The sequence below is a fragment of the Ancylomarina subtilis genome (assembly GCF_004217115.1).
Taxonomy (GTDB): Bacteria; Bacteroidota; Bacteroidia; order Bacteroidales; family Marinifilaceae; genus Ancylomarina; species Ancylomarina subtilis.
Genome location: NZ_SHKN01000001.1, coordinates 842,775 through 859,795, shown reverse-complemented (window position 1 = coordinate 859,795; position 17,021 = coordinate 842,775). Strand labels below are relative to the sequence as shown.

Here is a 17,021-nt window from a genome sequence, read left to right as displayed (position 1 = left end):
AACAGCTCGATATATTCTAAACAGGGCCCAAATTTTATCGAGAAGGGTAAAACCTGTTGTTTTTGAACTTTGGCGCAAAGTTACTACTTTATTTATAAAGATTTTAAAGAAGCATTAATTTATACCAGAGCTATGACGATCTATTATCTTTGGTGACCTGGTATCTTTTAATAAAATTTGAACTTTAATTATAATGTATTTTTCATATCATACTCATACAAACTATTGTGATGGGAAGGCTAAAGCAGAGGCTTTTATTCAGCGTGCCATTGAATTACAAATGAAATCTGTTGGTTTTTCTTCACATGCCCCTTTTCCAGTTGAGGTTTCCTGGAATATGGCGGAGAATCAGTTAAACAATTATGTGAGTGAGATCAGGGCTTTGTCAGAAAAATATCAAAATGAGATTGATGTTTATCTTTCATTAGAGTTGGATTATATTCCAGGTATAACCAAGCCTTTTGCCCAGGTAAAAGAGACTTTGGGCCTGGATTATACGATCGGTTCAGTGCATCTGATTCAATCACCTGTTGATCATGAATTTTTATTTTTAGATGGACCGGATACGAATTATTCGCACGGACTGGAATGCTTATATCAGGGGGATATTAAAAAAATGGTTGCAGATTATTTTTCACAAGTCAACGAAATGATCCTTGTTCAGAAGCCTGATATCATAGGGCATATCGATAAGATTAAGATGAACAATAAAGGTCGATACTTTTCTGAAGATGAAAAATGGTATCAGGATTTATTGAAAGAAACGATTGCTGTTATAAAAGAGACGGATTGTATTGTTGAGATTAATACCCGTGGTCTTTACACAAAAAAATCGCCGGCTTTTTATCCTGATTTAAATTTTGCGAGAGCTTGTTTTAAAAACCAAATTCCAATGACGATAAGCACCGATGCACATCATCCCGATGAATTATTGTTGTATTTTGACGAGGCCTCTGAAATGCTGAAAGAATCTGGTTATGATAGCATTCGTATTTATGATAAAGGGAAGTGGAATGATGTGGGTATATAAAATATTAGGAATGTTGATTTATTATGAGAATTAATGCTATTTTTACTCGATTGAAAAACGACTGAGATCTACTTTGTATCTGGCTGGGAATGGTGTTTTTATCATTTTTACTGTTGGTTTGAAATAGATTCTTTCTGGTGGGGATTGAATGTGTTCAGTCTTCTTTTTTTGAGAATTGAGATAAGAAATTACACGTGGAATACATATTCTTAGGAATCATGTTTTTGTAGATAATAGATTGGAAATCTACATCTATAAGCCATATTAATATTAAATAATTACGCATGAAATTGGTTGATCCCAAGGATTTGTTAAAAGCTAGTGAGAGTTTAAATTGGTTTGGAGGAGAGAGTTTTGCCAAGCTGTTAATGTATATTTTGCGGTTAAATAAATTGAACGATCTGTATTCTGCAAATTGCGAAAAAACGGGTGTCGAATTTATTGATGGTTTAATTGATGACCTGGGAATCAAGTTTGAATTTGATGAGGAAGAGTTGAAGCGTATTCCTTTAGATGGAAGTTTTATCAGTATTTCCAATCACCCTTTTGGGGGGATCGATGGAATTTTATTAATAAAACTTCTTAGCGATATCCGTCCGGATTTTAAGGTAATGGCAAATTTCCTTCTTCAAAAGATTGAGCCGTTAAAGAATTGTTTTCTTGGTGTCAATCCATTTGAAGATAGAAAAGGTGTTGCTTCAAGTATGGGGGGAATAAAAGAAGGTTTACGTCATATGAGTGATGGGGCTCCTTTGGGGATTTTTCCTGCCGGGGAAGTGTCTGCTTATCAGTCAGAATCGAAAAATATTACCGATAAGCAATGGCAACCGTCAATTTTGAAATTTATTAAGAAAGCTGAAGTACCTGTGATTCCAATTCACTTTCAGGGAAGTAATAGTTTGATCTTTTACCTGATGGGTATGATTCATCCTGTTTTGAGAACAGTGAAATTACCATCTGAATTATTGAATAAAAAGAACAAAACCATTCGTATTCGCATTGGAAATCCAATTTCGGTTAAAGATCAAAAAGGATTTACTGATATCAATCAGTACGGTCGTTTTTTAAGAGCGAAGACCTATATGTTGGGTAGTGCTGTTGAGGTGAAAAAGTTTTATGAGAATAAGTCAGCGTCTAAAAAGAAAAAGGCTGAAGATGTTATTCCAGCAGTTGATACTGAGTTAATCAGTAAGGAAGTTGCGAACTTATCTGATCATCTTCTGTTTAAATCCAGAAACTTTTCAGTTTACTGTGCGCCTTCTGATGATATTCCTAATGTTTTAAATGAAATTGGTCGTTTAAGAGAAATTACTTTCCGCGAAGTTGGTGAAGGCACCAATCAAAGCATTGATGTGGATGAGTATGATTTGTATTACCATCAACTCTTTATTTGGGATGAGGAAAATCATAAAATTGTAGGTGCTTATCGGGTAGGAAAGGGTAAGGAAATTCTTGAGAAATATGGATTGAAAGGTTTTTATCTTCAATCTTTATTTAAGATGAAGAAAGCGTTTCAGCCAGTTTTAAGCGAATCGATTGAACTTGGACGATCTTTCATTGTTAAAGAATATCAGAGAAAACCGATGCCACTTTTTCTGTTGTGGAAGGGGATTATGTACTTTTTACTTAAGAACCCTGAGTGCCGTTATTTAATTGGTCCTGTGAGTATCAGCAATGAATACTCCAATACATCAAAAGATCTGATTATTAAATTTATCATGCGTAACTATTTCGATTATGAAATGGGACAGTTTATAAAGTCGCGCAATAAATTTAAAGTTAAGGTAAAAGGTCTCGATATGGATATCTTACTTGAGGCTGCAAAGAGCGATATCAATAAGCTTGATAAACTAATTGGCGATTTTGAAGTTTCAAACGATAAACTACCTGTTTTGCTTAAGAAGTATATTTCCTTAAATGCAAAGATTGTTGGTTTTAATATTGACCCTAATTTTAACGACTGTTTAGATGGTTTAATTGTTGTTGATTTGTTTGATGTTCCTGTAAATATGATTGAATCATTGACGAAGGAAATTAACAACGATGAAGTATCTACTCGTTTTACGACTCGTGAAAAGAAAAAGTAAGGAATTTTATTCTTTTTAACACAATATATTTAAGAAGCAGGGGTGTTTTAGTATAAAATTACGACCTTTGTCAACTGAATTTTTTATTTGAAAAAGCCTATCACTTGGATATTCAATATATAATTAAAGGAATTGTTATAGGACTTATGGCATCAATACCATTAGGTCCAATTGGTGTTTTAATCATTCAAAAAACACTACAGAAAGGTCGTTTAGCTGGTTTTGTTTCTGGTTTTGGAGCGGCTGCTGCCGATACATTGTTTGCATCAATTGCTATTTTAGGTTTGGGGTTTGTTATTAACTTTATTCAAGCTCAGGAATTTTATTTTCGATTGGTTGGCTCTGTATTTTTGGTTTTTGTAGGCTTACGCATTTTCTTTACCAATACCATCAAACAGTTTCGGAAGTCTCAATCTCCTGGGAAACGTGGGATGTTAGGTGATTTCTTGGCTATCTTTTTTCTGACACTTTCAAATCCAATTGCCGTTATCTTTTTCGGAGCCATGTTTGCTGGTGCGTCTGTTTTTGGAGGCGACAACTCAACTAAGGTTTCTTTGTTTTTGATGTTAGGTGTCTTATTAGGAGGAGCACTTTGGTGGTATGCCCTTTCAACTCTGGTAAATGTTTTTAGAAAAAAATTCAGACTGAAGCAGATGTTTTGGATCAATAAAATTTCAGGTATTATTATTGCCGTTTTGGGTTTTGTAGTTTTCCTTTCTTGCTTCGAACCGATAAAATCATTTTTACAGTAAGTGTAAGATATAATGTATAAAAAAAGGAGAAAGTAATGATTTACTTTCTCCTTTTTGTTTGAGTTAAGCCGTATGGTCTATTTGATTGTTACCATTGTTGCTCCATAACCATATTCCTTGAATGAGGCATCTTGTGAACTGTGTTTGCGGTATTTTCTTTTTAGTTCTGATAACACTTTTTGTTTAAGAGTACCATTCCCAATTCCGTGAATGAAGACAATCTTAGAGCCTTTTTTGCCTTCGTTTTCACGCATGATTTCGTGGAATTTTTCCATTTGGAAATTCAAGATATCCGCATTAGAGAAACCTGTCACCGAGTCAATCAGTTTGTTGATATGCAAATCAACTTCAAGAATATCGGTTTTTGGATTGAGTTTAGGACTTTCAATTTTCTTTGATTTGCCCTCTTTCTCCCGAATTAATTTATTAAAGTCTTTTTGACTGAGTTCATCCAGTTTGTGTTCTATTTCTTCACCGGTTAGTCGATGAAGTATAACCTGTTCGTGAAAATAATCCGTCAATTTGTACGAATTTGATTTGTAAAATTTCACAGCCTGAATTTTCACCGTTTTATTGATTGGTGCTTTGGGGGTAAAATCACCGGATTGATAATATAGGATCTGAAAATGAAAAGCGCTTAAATTTCCTAAATCCTTTTGATCGAATTCGGTTAATAAGATTTTTGAGTTTGGATCAATATTTCCTGTTGTGATCCCTTCGAATTTTTCCCCATTCTGATTAAAGAAATTGTAAAGAAGTATCGAATTGGTATCATTTATTAGATAAAGCTCAAGCGGACTTGAGGTGATTTCGTAACCCGCACGGGGTACAAAGGCAAAATAGATATCTTCCTTTTGAACTTTAAGCGGTGCACTTTTAGCCGTACTAACCTTTTGTGTTGTTGAGAGGCTGTGCGAAGATGAGGTGTTCCCTTCTGACTGTGATTCGATAACAACTAAATCTTTTTTTAAAGTTGGAATTTCAAAATCATCCTCTTCGTTAAGAACCATTACGGTTTTGGCATCTATAATTCGGGTCACTCTTCCCCCTCCAATTTCGCTTAGAAATCTGACTTTATCTCCAATATTTATTTGCATGTGATATCTGATTTATTGCCGCAGACCTGTTTCCTTTAAAATATTCCCCATAATGAGCGGAATCTGAGGCATTGTTTTATAATACGAACAAAGTTAACTATTTTTGCACACCAATTCTATTCTCCGGCTTAGGAGAATTGTGATGTTGAGAAATATAATAGGAGAGATGGAAGTTAGAACCGAAGATACAATAATGAATCCACAGTGCATTCAAATATCAGATTTCACATACGATTTACCGGATGAGAAAATTGCAAAATACCCTCTAGGTAATCGCGAAGAATCAAAGTTGTTGGTATACAGGAATGGTGAAATTCAGGAGCGAGGATTTCGAAATTTACCTGAAGAAATTACTGAAGGGACAACAATGGTCTTTAATAACACCAAGGTTATCCAAGCCCGTTTGATTTTTTATAAGGAAACCGGTGCTCGTATTGAGATATTTTGTTTGGAACCACTTAATCCTGCTGATTACAATTTGGCATTTCAAGCTAAAGGGGTTTGTACATGGAAGTGTATTATCGGGAATCTGCGCAAGTGGAAATCGGGAGTTTTAAAAATGAGCTTTATTTTTGAAGGTAAGGAAGAGTACCTGTGTGCCGAACATATAGAGAACCTGGACGGGGCTCATGAAATAAAATTCACCTGGGATAATCAGGAGTTAAGCTTTAGTGAAGTTCTTGAACTAACGGGCAAAATTCCAATTCCACCTTATTTAAATAGAGATACTGAAAATACGGACTTAGTTCGTTATCAAACGGTTTATTCAAAACACGAGGGATCAGTTGCTGCCCCTACCGCTGGTTTACATTTTACTGATTCTGTATTTAATCGCCTGCATGAAAATGGGGTGAAAAGAGCTGAATTAACCCTTCATGTTGGAGCGGGAACATTTAAACCGGTTAAGGCTGAACAGATTGGAGATCATGAAATGCATACCGAGCATATTCAAGTGAATAAGGATAGTCTGCAACAAATAATTGATGCCGAAAATGGTATTGTAGCGGTCGGAACAACATCGGTTCGAACGCTTGAAAGTTTATATTGGCTTGGAGTTAAGTTGTTGACAGGTAAAGAAAATCCTTATTTATTGGAGCAATGGGATGCCTACAATCTTGATGGGACCTATTCACGTGTTGATGCTTATCAGGCAATTATTGATTTTATGAAAAAGGAAAATCTGTCCTTGTTTAATGCCGCAACGCAAATTATAATTGCTCCTGGGTATGAGTTTAAGATTATATCAGGGCTGGTGACTAATTTTCATCAACCTCAGAGTACTTTGTTGTTATTAATTTCGGCCTTAGTGGGTGAAAGATGGCGTGATATTTATGATTATGCATTGAATAATAAATTCCGCTTTTTGAGCTATGGCGATAGTTCTTTATTGATGAAGTCCTAAAGTGAAGATATATGAATAGAATTTATTATATTTATTACCGATAAGAGCTTTTGTCATTTTTGCGAAGGTTCAATGTCTGGGATTCATCGTCTTAATTAAAGGAATACGTCATTTATGAGAAATCTCTTCTTTATAGTAGCTTGTTTACTTATATCGATTGTTATAGGCTTACTGTCGCCCATGATTTCGCCGGAGTTATTCAATTTAGTTAAGCTTGATGATGTTAAGAATTCGGAATATACCGAAATTGTTGAGATTGAACCCGAATGTAAAACTACGGAGCATAATCTAAAGCCAGAGTCTAATAAGAAAAAGGAATCTCTGTCTACTGCTGAAGTTAAGACTTCACCTAAAGATAGCGTCAGCGATGAAAATTACATAGAGGAATTACCTCCGGAAACACTTTTTCGAATCAATCGTTATGGAAAATGGGAATTCTGGAATTATTATCGTGATGTGAGTCGCATGCGTTTTTCAAAGAAAATGAGAAACTTATACGAAGAAACTTACGGGATTAAAAATAAGAAGAATCCTAAATTTAAATATTCCATTCACGTTTTTGCCAGCAAAAATGCAACGCGCCTGAGTTTGCTGAAATTGACCGGACTGTATGAAAATTTTGATAAGGATGAACATCTTTATCGCTACTTTTACCGCAGCTATGATAACTATTGGGTTTGTAGACGCGAGTTGAGAGATGTGCGTTCAAAAGGTTTTCCAGATGCCTATATTGTGAAGTTATAAATAGAATGAGAGATCACAATTTCTGGAATATACAGATACAAAAAAAAGAGTAGCAATTTGCTACTCTTTTTTTTGATTATTAATCTTTAGATCTTGGATGACAATTTTTAATTGTCTCTTTTAGATAATCTCTATCTAGATGGGTATAGATTTCAGTTGTCAAAATAGACTCATGTCCTAACATTTCCTGAACAGCTCTTAAGTCAGCACCACCTTCTACAAGATGTGAAGCAAATGAGTGACGGAAAGTATGAGGAGAAACATTCTTAGTTAAACCAACTTTTTTCGAAAGGTTCTTAATGATAGTGAAAATCATCACACGAGAAAGTTTGCGACCTCTTCGGTTTAGGAATAAAATATCCTCGCTATCCTTATCGATGTTTAATTTACCTCTGTAGTTTTTAAGATAAAGTTTGATTTCTTTTTTAGCTCTCTTTCCAATTGGAATTAAACGCTCTTTGTTTCCTTTACCATGAATTTTAATGAAACCCATTCTGAAATGTAAATTCGAAACTCTAAGATCGATCAATTCAGAAACACGTAATCCACAAGAATAAAGCGTTTCAAGAATTGCTCTGTTTCTTTGTCCTTCAGCTTTGTTTGTGTCAACTGCCTTAACCAACACGTCAATTTCTTCCACGGTTAAAGTGTGAGGAAGTTTACGTCCGATTTTTGGAGCTTCCAACAAAGCGGTTGGGTTTCTGTCAATAACCTCTTCAAGTAATAAATATTTGAAGTAAGCTTTAATACCCGAAATTACTCGAGCTTGAGTACGAGGACTTGTTCCTGCATCATTAATCCAGGTTACGAAATCCTTAAGGTCTTGCAAAACAACTTGTTCTGGAGAGACAGTTCTGCCTTGCTCTTTGAAAAAAGTTGTTAGTTTAGTGATGTCATTGATGTAAGCATCAATAGAATTCTTAGACAAAGACTTTTCCAATGTGAGATAAGTCTTGAAATTCTCAATTGTTGTTGTCCAATTCATTTCAATTAATTTTAAGTATGTAGTTTAGTTGTAATTGTTAATCAAACTATTTTATTAGTTTTGCTTTAACGATAGCAATATACGTACTTTTATGATAATATGATAATTCAGAGTCAAAAATTATTACGTAAGATTTGCAAAAAGATAATAAAAACTCTATGTTAAACTAAGCCGAAATTTTGACGAAATGACTATTTTAATCATAAACGGACCTAATTTAAACCTATTAGGAAGCAGAGAAAAGACGATTTATGGGGCGCAATGTTTCGAAGAATATCTTGAGGAACTCAAGCAAATATTTCCGGATTTCACCTTAGATTACTTTCAATCAAACATAGAGGGGGAAATTATAAATAAGATACATGAATGCCGATTGTCTCATGAGGGTATTGTCTTAAATGCAGCTGCTTACACGCATACTTCAGTCGCTATACGTGATGCAATTTCGGCTGTTGATATTCCTGTGATTGAAGTTCATATTTCAAATGTTCATAAAAGAGAGCCGTTCAGACATGTTAGTTTAATTAGTGTAAGTTGTGTTGGCGTTATTGCAGGTTTTGGTTTGGATTCGTACCGCCTGGGAATTGAAGCTCTTACAAAATTAAATAATAGCAAATAATTTTTTTTTGACAAATGGTAAGTTTTGTTTGAAATTCAATTTGCCTTTTTGTTATTTATCAAAATTGACGAATAAATGTTTTGAATTGATTAAAATTCATTAGAGAAATTTATCGTTAAATTTGACTTGCTTATTTAGATTTATTCCAATTTTCGTTCCGCAAACGTTTTATAAAAGCTCTCATTCTTAATATTCTGTAGTACGCTATTTTAAAGTTTATAAAATACATACCTTAGTTTTTGAAAAGGAAATGCTGAAGATTGAATTCATATTTTTAGTGAATTCAATTAACGATAATGTGTGAATATTCAACTCTTGATTTTTTAACTCTGATAGAGTATTGAGTTATATATTTGATAGAAGAATGGCTTTTTTGTTAAAAAACCACCTGTTTGCAATATGTTCTTATGTGTTTAGTTAAGATTATCGACTTCCAGAATTATTTTGCATTGTTAAAAATTTTACTTATCCTTTAATCTGAAATTATACTCGTTAGTTAATTCTGATAAAGATCATTATCCTTTTCATAAATTCGATATTTGTGTCGAATTAGCGTGTTTTGTATTAATTTAAACTCAATTATGAAGAAAGGTACCAAAATTATAGCTACAATTTCTGATAAGAAATGTGATGTGAAATTTTTAACTGAACTCTTTGAAGAGGGTATGAATGTTGTCCGCCTTAATACGGCGCATCAGTCTCATGCCGACGCTCAAAAGGTTATAGATAATGTGCGTCAGGTATCCGATAAGATAGCTTTATTGATTGATACAAAAGGGCCTGAAATTAGAACAATAGGAATTGAAAAAGACATTTATCTTTCCAAAGGAGATCAGGTGAAAATCGTCGGTTCTCAATCTGATTTTGCTGATGAAAAGACCTTTGCAGTGAGTTATGAATTCTTTGTGCAGGATATTGAATTGGGAAACCGAATTCTGATTGATGATGGTGATTTGGAGCTGTTAGTTATTGAGAAAACAGATGATTATTTAAAAGTTGAAGCTCAAAACGAAGGTTTTTTAAAGAATCGTAAGAGTGTCAATATTCCAGGTGTCTCAATTAACTTACCATCCTTGAGTGATAAGGATAGGGATTTTATTCAATTCGCAATTGATCAGGATATCGATTTTATTGCTCATTCATTTGTTCGTAAAAAAGAAGATGTTATCGAGATTCAGAAAATTCTTGATGCAAGAGAATCTAAAATAAAGCTTATTGCCAAAATCGAGAATCAGGAAGGTGTAGACAATATCGATGAGATTCTGGAATACGTTTATGGTGTTATGGTTGCCCGTGGAGATTTAGCAATTGAAATACCAGCAGCTAAAATACCAGTGATTCAAAGACGAATTGTTCGTAAATGTATCGATGCTAAAAAATCTGTTATTATTGCCACGCAAATGTTGCATTCGATGATAGAGAATCCTCGTCCAACTCGTGCCGAAGTGAGTGATATTGCCAATGCGATATACAATAGAACGGATGCTATTATGCTGAGTGGCGAAACGGCTTATGGTGATTATCCTATTGAGGCTGTTAGAGTCATGACGGAGGTCGCAATGGAAGTTGAGAAAGAATTGGTTCCTGATAAATTGCAACGCGAACCCAGACATAAAGAGGTTACATCGGTTTTGGCACGATCAGCTGTTAATGCATCTCAATTCCTTTCAACAAAGGCAATTGTAACTGATACGCTAACGGGTAGAACCGGACGTTATTTATCGGCTTACCGAGGGACTGTTCCTGTTTACGCTCTTTGTTATTCGAAACGTGTTATGCGTGAACTGGCTCTTTCTTATGGCGTTGAAGCTGATTATAAAGAGCTATTGGCTAGCCGTGATGAATATGTGAAGGAAGCGATGTTGACCTTAATGGGAAAAGGCTATTTTACTAACGAAGACTCAGTGATTATCTTAGGAGGTAGTTTCGGCCCTTCAAAAGGGGTTAATTTCATGGAAATATCAAACGTTTACCAATTGACGCATAAAGTGTAGTTGATGACATATTTATATAAAAAGCAGATGTTCAAATTCTATTTGAACATCTGCTTTTTTTTTGATTTAGGTTTATTTTGGCATTAAAACAACTTTCATTTCACAACGTTGGCAGTTAAATTCCAGGCTGTATTTTCTATTGTTATCAACTAAATAAAGCGGTCCTGGTTTATCTCCAATAGACTTCATTTTTTTTGGACACTTGCCAAATTCATAACGCAGGCAATGTTTGGTTATCATTATGGTCTTTCCGTCGAAATTCTTCTGTAGTTCAAAAGCTTTCTCGATATTTTCAACACCACATTTTTTATAGAAATCCTCGGCTTTACAATTACTCACATTTCCCATATAGGTAATTTTATCGGCATAATATTTTGGGTGAGTGATGAGAGGCCTGGTTTCTTCTTTCTGTGCCAGTTCAATTCGATTTGATGTTAAGTCATCCAGAGTTTTACGTCTGAGTTCATTCAATATTTTAGCTTGAATGAAGGGCGTATTCTGCAAATTTAAACGGATGGTATTCAAATCATATATGGAATCCCCTAGTTTTGAGAGTTGTTTCGTGATATTGGCCTGGGCCATTTCTTCATTTTTGGCTAATTCGAAACTTTCTGATAAACAGTTCGAGGCACTAACACCATTCTCATCGGTTATTTGTAGGGAGATTTGATTTTCCACCTGCTCTAAAAGAATATCAATGGCGATTTTACGTGTACTTTTATCTTGTTTAAGTTCTTTAGCAAACTCATGATCGTTATTGCGATAAAGCGTGACGCCATCACAAATCATACTCATGTCGTTAGGATAAATTTTATCGCCCTTAACACCATTAACCTGAATACCTTTAAGCAGTTTATTTTTATTAAAAAAACACAAGCCATCTCCATTATGCAGGGGATATTTACTCTTAACAAGAAAATGATCTTTTCGAACGGCTATGATTTTACCGACTTCTTTTCCAAGTGATTTTGGAGAGAAGAAGTTTGCAATTTCAGGTATGCGACCTTTAAAAAAATATGAAGTAAAGCCACGATTGAATGTTCGTTCAGGATCTGGCTTAAAGTTGACCTTAGTATGTCCGGATGATGCTCGTTCAAGTTCCTTGTTGTGATGAATGGCTGCATCCAGCTTTTCGCTGTAATGGCTCGTAATATTCTTGATATAAGAAATGTCTTTTAATCGACCTTCAATTTTAAGAGAACAAATTCCGGCATTTACAATATCTGTTATTTCGTTTGAAAGGTTTAAATCTTTTAACGAAAGGAGGTGTTGATCTTTAGCTAAGATATTGCCATCCGCATCTTCAAGATTGTATTTCATTCGACAAGCCTGACTGCATTCGCCACGATTTGCCGAACGTCCTGTTATGGCATGAGAAAAATAGCATTGCCCACTTAAGCAAACACATAATGCTCCGTTCACAAAGTATTCCAAATCGACACTTGTGTTGGCTCGAATTTCTTTTATTTGTTCTAACGAAAGTTCACGGGCAAGAATAATACGTTTGAACCCCGCTTTTTCAAGAAATTGAATACGCTCCAAATCAAAGTTATGCGTCTGTGTACTGGCATGCAATTCAATGGGAGGCAGATCCATCTCCAAAATTCCCATATCCTGTACAATAAGGGCATCGGCTCCCAATTTATAGAGCTGATGAATAAGTGCTTCAGCCTCCTTAAGCTCATTGTCATACAAAATGGTATTCATTGTGATGAACACCTTTGCCCAATATTGGTGTGCGTATTTAATTAATTCTCCAATATCTTCCAAAGTATTCCCAACAGCGGCACGAGCTCCAAATTTCGGAGCGCCTATATATACAGCATCTGCGCCATAGTTAATGGCGGCAATCCCTGTTTCCAGATTCTTAGCAGGTGCTAAAAGTTCAATTTTACGCATATTCTTTATTTTGATTGCGAAGATAAGCTTTTAAGCTGATTTTTTCGTCGAATAAGAGGAGTCATAGTTAGCCTAAAACGAATGCTTTATATGGTATCACTTCCATCAAATAGGTTCAAGCCTGATTATCTCATCAATATATAATTTATTTCCTGACATTTTTTTCTAAATTTATGATCTCTTACGCAAAGGATTTCGAAAACCGGAAATGCAATTTAAATGGTTTCTGTTTTTTTATGCGTTCTGATTATAAATCAACAAATTGATTTCAAATAAAACTTACACAATAAACAATCTTATGAATTTTTCTTATCTGATTTATGAAGAAAGGGAAGAGATCGGTATTCTGACTTTGAACCGTCCGAATGCTTTAAATGCACTCAACGATGAAGTTTTTGATGAGTTGCAGGCTTTTCTTGATTCTCTAAAAGAGTCGATTAATATTAGAGCCCTAATTATTACAGGTGCGGGAAAAGCTTTCGTTGCTGGTGCAGATATCAAAGCTTTTCAGGATATGACCGAACAGGAAGGTTATGATTTTGCAGAAAAGGGCAAATCTGTGTTTCGTCATATTGCTCAGTTACCCATTCCGGTTATTGCTGCCATTAATGGGTTTGCTCTTGGTGGCGGGCTCGAGTTGGCATTGGCTTGCGATATTCGTATTGCAAATAAAGAAACGCGTCTTGGTTTGCCGGAAGCTTCTCTTGGATTAATCCCGGGATTTAACGGAACTGTTGAAGCTCTTAAACAAATTGGTTTGGGACATGCCATGTATTTAATGATGCTTGCTGGTGGTATAAAGGCAACAGAGGCATTTGATTTGGGCTTGGTGCAGAAATTGACTGATGCTGATCAGGTCATGATAGTGGCAGTGGATTTGGCTAAGAAAATAACAAAGAATAGTCCGAACTCACTTCAGGTATTAAAGAGAATTCTTCGAGAAGGGAAAGAAATGACTCGTACTGAAGCCGAAGCGCTTGAATCGAAAGAATTTGGAAAATTGTTTCAGGCAGACCAAACTGAACGTATCGAGGGGGTTAATGCCTTTATTGAAAAAAGAAAACCAAACTGGAAATAATTATTATTTAAAATTCAAAATCATAATTTTAAGATGAAATATATTAATAAATACACAAACATAAGTCTTCTTGGTGCTGCTGGTAAAATGGGTAGTGGTATCATGGCTCTTTTGGCATTCGAAGTTGGAAAATTGAAATTGGGTGCCAAACGCGAAGAAAGTTTTGTTATCAATGCTATTGATGTTTCGCCTGAGGCACTTGAGGGCTTGTTGAAATACCTTAAATCTCAATTAATAAAGTCGGGTGAGAAAAACATCGTTGAACTTAGAGAATGGTATAAAGATGCGACCGAATTGGTAGAAAACGAGGATGTGATTAATGCCTATGCAAATGATGTAATGGCGATGATTAAAACCAGTACTCGTATTGAAACAGCTTACGATTCTCAATTGGTATTCGAGGCTATTAAGGAAGACAAGGGCTTGAAGGTGAAATTGTTTTCACAAATCAAGCAAAACAATCCCGATACTTGGTTCTTGAGCAACACATCATCAATTCCTTTGGGAGAAATCGATAAAGAAGCTGGTCTGAATGGTGATATTATTGGATTCCATTTTTATAACCCACCTGTGATTCAAAAGTTACTTGAAATTATTCCTGTTGAAAACATCAACCCGGATATCATTGAATTTTCAGAGGCTTTAGCTAAGTCGATGAGAAAGATAATAGTTTACTCTCGTGATGTGGCTGGATTTATTGGTAACGGACACTTCATGCGTGATGCTTTGTTTGCTTTAGATCAAGCTAAAGGCATGGGCAACGAAACACCTCTAGCTGATGCGATTTATCGTGTAGATACTGTCAGTCGTGATTTGTTGCTTCGTCCGATGGGAATTTTTCAGTTGATGGACTATGTTGGGATTGATGTGATGTGTTTTATTCTTAAGAGTATGCAGGCTGCTTTCCCTCAGGAAAAATTATCTCATGAGATATTGAATCAATATATGGATCTTGGTGTAACAGGCGGTCAGTTTTCTGATGGTTCGCAAAAAGATGGTTTCTTTCAGTATGAAAAAGGAAGAATCGTAGCTGTTTACGATATCGAAGCAAAAGCATATAAGGCAATTGCTGATGTGAAGACTGCTAATGCGGATTATTTTGAGCCTAAGCCTTCTCAGGAATTAAACTGGAAAACTGTGATTCGTGAAAAAGAAAGAGGAGATATCCTTACAGCTTTCTTTAATGAGTTGAAGACTTTAAATAGCCCTGCGGCACAATTGGCTGTTTCTTACGGGAAACAATCAAAGGCAATTGGTCAACTTTTAGTTGATGGTGGTGTAGCAGCAGATACAAATGCTGTGAATAAGGTTATGGAAACGGGTTTCTATCATGCCTATGGTCCTGTCAACACATTTTTCGAATAGACAATTATTAATTCATAATACAAAAAGCTCAACTTCGGTTGAGCTTTTTTTGTTATGTTTTATAAGGGCTTATTCTCTCTGATAGCCTATGGTCCTTGTTGTTATATAAAATTGTTGATTTCTTATGAAGATTCAATAATCTTAACTATACTGCAGTATTATTTTACTAATCTATAGTTGAATTTCACTAATTAAAACTTAATATATGACTGAAGTTTCTAAAGGATGGAAACCTGATGATAAGATTCATCACAACCGATCTCGTGAGATATCAATTGGTTATATAATAAAGGTTGTCTTTAACCTTCTTGGACCTATCTTGTTTGGTTTATCAATGATTTATAGTCCTTTTGAATTCATGGATGCTCGTACACATCAAGTCGTAGCTCTTGTTATTTGGATGCTGGTGTGGTGGATAACAGAATTTGTGCCTTTACCAGTAACGTCATTGCTACCTTTGATTATACTACCAACCTTCTCGATATTCGATATGAAATCGGTTGCAATCCCATATAGTTCATCGGTTATTTTTCTTTTTCTAGGTGGTTTTATTATCGCATTGGCTCTTGAAAAATGGACGCTTCATAGACGGATAGCTTTGTATATTCTTAAATTAATGGGATCTAGAGCAGACTCTATTGTTTTAGGTTTTGTTATTGCGAGTGCTTTTTTAAGTATGTGGATATCCAATACAGCTACTGCTGTTATGATGTTGCCAATTATACTTTCTGTAGTAGCTATGATTTCAAAAAACAGCAACGAGAACCCAAAGAATATTCGAAACCTTAAAATATCCATGTTGTTAGGAATGGCTTATGGAGCTAATATTGGAGGTATGGGAACGTTAATTGGAACACCTCCCAATGCAATTCTAGCAGGATATATTCGTACAACTTATAATGTTGAAGTTGGATTTTTAGAGTGGATGCTATTTGCATTACCTATTGTAATTACACTTATTTTTATAATGTATATTCTTATTACAAAAGTTGTTTACCCTAATAGAATGGGACGAATTGAGAGCTTTACTACTATGGTCGATCGAGAATTAGAAGAAATGGGAAAAATGGGCAGAGAAGAAAAATCAACATTTGCTCTTTTTATTTTGGCCGCTTTTATGTGGATTACTCGTAGTGGAATCAATAGTCTTTTTAATATAGACCTTGGGGATACTTCAATTGCCATGTTTATAAGCGTTCTCTTTTTTCTTATTCCTACTTCTAAAGGCACAGGGGAACGTCTTCTTGAATGGAAAGACACATCTAAATTACCTTGGGGTGTTTTAATTTTATTTGGAGGAGGCTTAAGTATCGCATCAGCTTTGGGGGATACTGGAATTTTAAGTTTTTTTGCAAATTATATTACAAGTATACAAGGTGTCTCAGTAACAGTTATTTCTTTAATATTAATGCTCATATTAGTTGTTATGACTGAACTTATGAGTAATACAGCTTTAGCAACTATTTTCTTGCCTATTATTGCAAGTATAGGGATTTCTTACGGAATGAACCCCGTTGCCTTTGCTGCTCCAATGATATTGGCAATGAGCTGTGTTTTTTCTTTACCGATGGGAACACCTCCTAATGCTGTTATTTTTGCGAGTGGAGAATTAAAAATTAGTAATATGGTTCGAGTTGGTTTTATGTTAGATCCTATTGCAGTAAGTATAATATCTCTGACTGGCCTCTTTTTAGCAAATCTATTTTTAGTTTAAAAATACTATAAAGGACTTGAATGAGTTCTATTTCTTCAATTCTCCTTTTGTCTCTATACAGAGATGAAAGGAGATTTTTTTTTATTAACAATTTGCACTCTTTATGCTGATTTTACTAGTTATGTAGATTGGTTATATTTATTTATTATAAATAAGATTCGTGATGATTCTGATTTTAAGTGAATTATTATTAAATTAAGTCACTGAAAAAATATTTCGACTTATAATTTGGGACAATAAGCCTTGTCAAATTGA

At 34.9% G+C, this 17,021-nt stretch carries 13 protein-coding genes; 10 read left to right on the top strand and 3 right to left on the bottom strand.

Annotation, left to right across the window (positions count from 1 at the left end; genetic code table 11):
- Nucleotides 1-193 precede the first annotated feature (193 nt).
- The 3 genes from EV201_RS03565 to EV201_RS03555 all read left to right on the top strand — a co-directional run bounded on the left by EV201_RS03565 (nt 194) and on the right by EV201_RS03555 (nt 3,869).
- On the top strand, nt 194-1,030 hold the full coding sequence (locus tag EV201_RS03565) for a histidinol-phosphatase (protein ID WP_130306024.1): 837 nt from the start codon (nt 194-196) through the stop codon (nt 1,028-1,030).
- 284 nt (nt 1,031-1,314) lie between these two features.
- Complete coding sequence (locus tag EV201_RS03560) at nt 1,315-3,117, top strand: lysophospholipid acyltransferase family protein (protein WP_130306023.1); 1,803 nt, start codon at nt 1,315-1,317, stop codon at nt 3,115-3,117.
- Between the two features lie 146 nt (nt 3,118-3,263).
- On the top strand, nt 3,264-3,869 hold the full coding sequence (locus EV201_RS03555) for a LysE family translocator (RefSeq protein WP_130306022.1): 606 nt from the start codon (nt 3,264-3,266) through the stop codon (nt 3,867-3,869).
- A gap of 77 nt (nt 3,870-3,946) precedes the next feature.
- Here EV201_RS03555 and EV201_RS03550 read toward each other — a convergent pair whose 3' ends face one another.
- Entirely contained in the window at nt 3,947-4,966 is a 1,020-nt protein-coding gene (locus tag EV201_RS03550) for a Smr/MutS family protein (RefSeq protein WP_130306021.1), read from the bottom strand.
- Between the two features lie 142 nt (nt 4,967-5,108).
- On the opposite strand from EV201_RS03550, the gene EV201_RS03545 reads away from it, so the two are divergent.
- Nucleotides 5,109-6,368 (top strand): S-adenosylmethionine:tRNA ribosyltransferase-isomerase, encoded by a 1,260-nt coding sequence (locus EV201_RS03545; RefSeq protein ID WP_242610451.1) that lies wholly within the window; start codon nt 5,109-5,111, stop codon nt 6,366-6,368.
- A 114-nt stretch (nt 6,369-6,482) separates the two neighbouring features.
- Nucleotides 6,483-7,112 (top strand): hypothetical protein, encoded by a 630-nt coding sequence (locus EV201_RS03540; protein ID WP_130306020.1) that lies wholly within the window; start codon nt 6,483-6,485, stop codon nt 7,110-7,112.
- 79 nt (nt 7,113-7,191) lie between these two features.
- Here the strand turns inward: EV201_RS03540 and xerD are convergent, their stop codons facing one another.
- Nucleotides 7,192-8,097, bottom strand: a complete 906-nt coding sequence (xerD, locus tag EV201_RS03535; RefSeq protein ID WP_130306019.1) for a site-specific tyrosine recombinase XerD — start codon at nt 8,095-8,097, stop codon at nt 7,192-7,194.
- A gap of 187 nt (nt 8,098-8,284) precedes the next feature.
- Here xerD and aroQ point away from each other — a divergent pair, with 187 nt between their 5' ends.
- Both aroQ and pyk read left to right on the top strand, forming a co-directional pair.
- On the top strand, nt 8,285-8,716 hold the full coding sequence (aroQ, locus tag EV201_RS03530) for a type II 3-dehydroquinate dehydratase (protein WP_130306018.1): 432 nt from the start codon (nt 8,285-8,287) through the stop codon (nt 8,714-8,716).
- Between the two features lie 581 nt (nt 8,717-9,297).
- Nucleotides 9,298-10,710: a pyruvate kinase gene (gene pyk, locus EV201_RS03525; protein WP_130306017.1), complete on the top strand. Its 1,413-nt coding sequence runs from the start codon at nt 9,298-9,300 to the stop codon at nt 10,708-10,710.
- 72 nt (nt 10,711-10,782) lie between these two features.
- Here pyk and EV201_RS03520 read toward each other — a convergent pair whose 3' ends face one another.
- Entirely contained in the window at nt 10,783-12,609 is a 1,827-nt protein-coding gene (locus tag EV201_RS03520; RefSeq protein WP_130306016.1) for a peptidase U32 family protein, read from the bottom strand.
- 298 nt (nt 12,610-12,907) lie between these two features.
- Between EV201_RS03520 and EV201_RS03515 the strand changes: the two genes are divergently transcribed.
- From EV201_RS03515 to EV201_RS03505, 3 genes are all read left to right on the top strand, one after another.
- Nucleotides 12,908-13,687, top strand: coding sequence for an enoyl-CoA hydratase/isomerase family protein (locus tag EV201_RS03515; RefSeq protein ID WP_130306015.1), 780 nt, complete (start codon nt 12,908-12,910; stop codon nt 13,685-13,687).
- 33 nt (nt 13,688-13,720) lie between these two features.
- Complete coding sequence (locus EV201_RS03510; RefSeq protein ID WP_130306014.1) at nt 13,721-15,052, top strand: 3-hydroxyacyl-CoA dehydrogenase family protein; 1,332 nt, start codon at nt 13,721-13,723, stop codon at nt 15,050-15,052.
- Nucleotides 15,053-15,257: 205 nt separating this feature from the next.
- Entirely contained in the window at nt 15,258-16,766 is a 1,509-nt protein-coding gene (locus tag EV201_RS03505; RefSeq protein ID WP_130306013.1) for an SLC13 family permease, read from the top strand.
- The last annotated feature ends 255 nt before the right edge of the window (nt 16,767-17,021 follow it).

Bases quoted from the DNA above. Each gene is read 5' to 3' on its own strand.
- EV201_RS03565 (WP_130306024.1), top strand. From the start codon at position 194: ATGTATTTTTCATATCATACTCATACAAACTATTGTGATGGGAAGGCT.
- EV201_RS03560 (WP_130306023.1), top strand. From the start codon at position 1,315: ATGAAATTGGTTGATCCCAAGGATTTGTTAAAAGCTAGTGAGAGTTTA.
- EV201_RS03555 (WP_130306022.1), top strand. From the start codon at position 3,264: ATGGCATCAATACCATTAGGTCCAATTGGTGTTTTAATCATTCAAAAA.
- EV201_RS03550 (WP_130306021.1), bottom strand. From the start codon at position 4,966: ATGCAAATAAATATTGGAGATAAAGTCAGATTTCTAAGCGAAATTGGA.
- EV201_RS03545 (WP_242610451.1), top strand. From the start codon at position 5,109: ATGTTGAGAAATATAATAGGAGAGATGGAAGTTAGAACCGAAGATACA.
- EV201_RS03540 (WP_130306020.1), top strand. From the start codon at position 6,483: ATGAGAAATCTCTTCTTTATAGTAGCTTGTTTACTTATATCGATTGTT.
- xerD (WP_130306019.1), bottom strand. From the start codon at position 8,097: ATGAATTGGACAACAACAATTGAGAATTTCAAGACTTATCTCACATTG.
- aroQ (WP_130306018.1), top strand. From the start codon at position 8,285: ATGACTATTTTAATCATAAACGGACCTAATTTAAACCTATTAGGAAGC.
- pyk (WP_130306017.1), top strand. From the start codon at position 9,298: ATGAAGAAAGGTACCAAAATTATAGCTACAATTTCTGATAAGAAATGT.
- EV201_RS03520 (WP_130306016.1), bottom strand. From the start codon at position 12,609: ATGCGTAAAATTGAACTTTTAGCACCTGCTAAGAATCTGGAAACAGGG.
- EV201_RS03515 (WP_130306015.1), top strand. From the start codon at position 12,908: ATGAATTTTTCTTATCTGATTTATGAAGAAAGGGAAGAGATCGGTATT.
- EV201_RS03510 (WP_130306014.1), top strand. From the start codon at position 13,721: ATGAAATATATTAATAAATACACAAACATAAGTCTTCTTGGTGCTGCT.
- EV201_RS03505 (WP_130306013.1), top strand. From the start codon at position 15,258: ATGACTGAAGTTTCTAAAGGATGGAAACCTGATGATAAGATTCATCAC.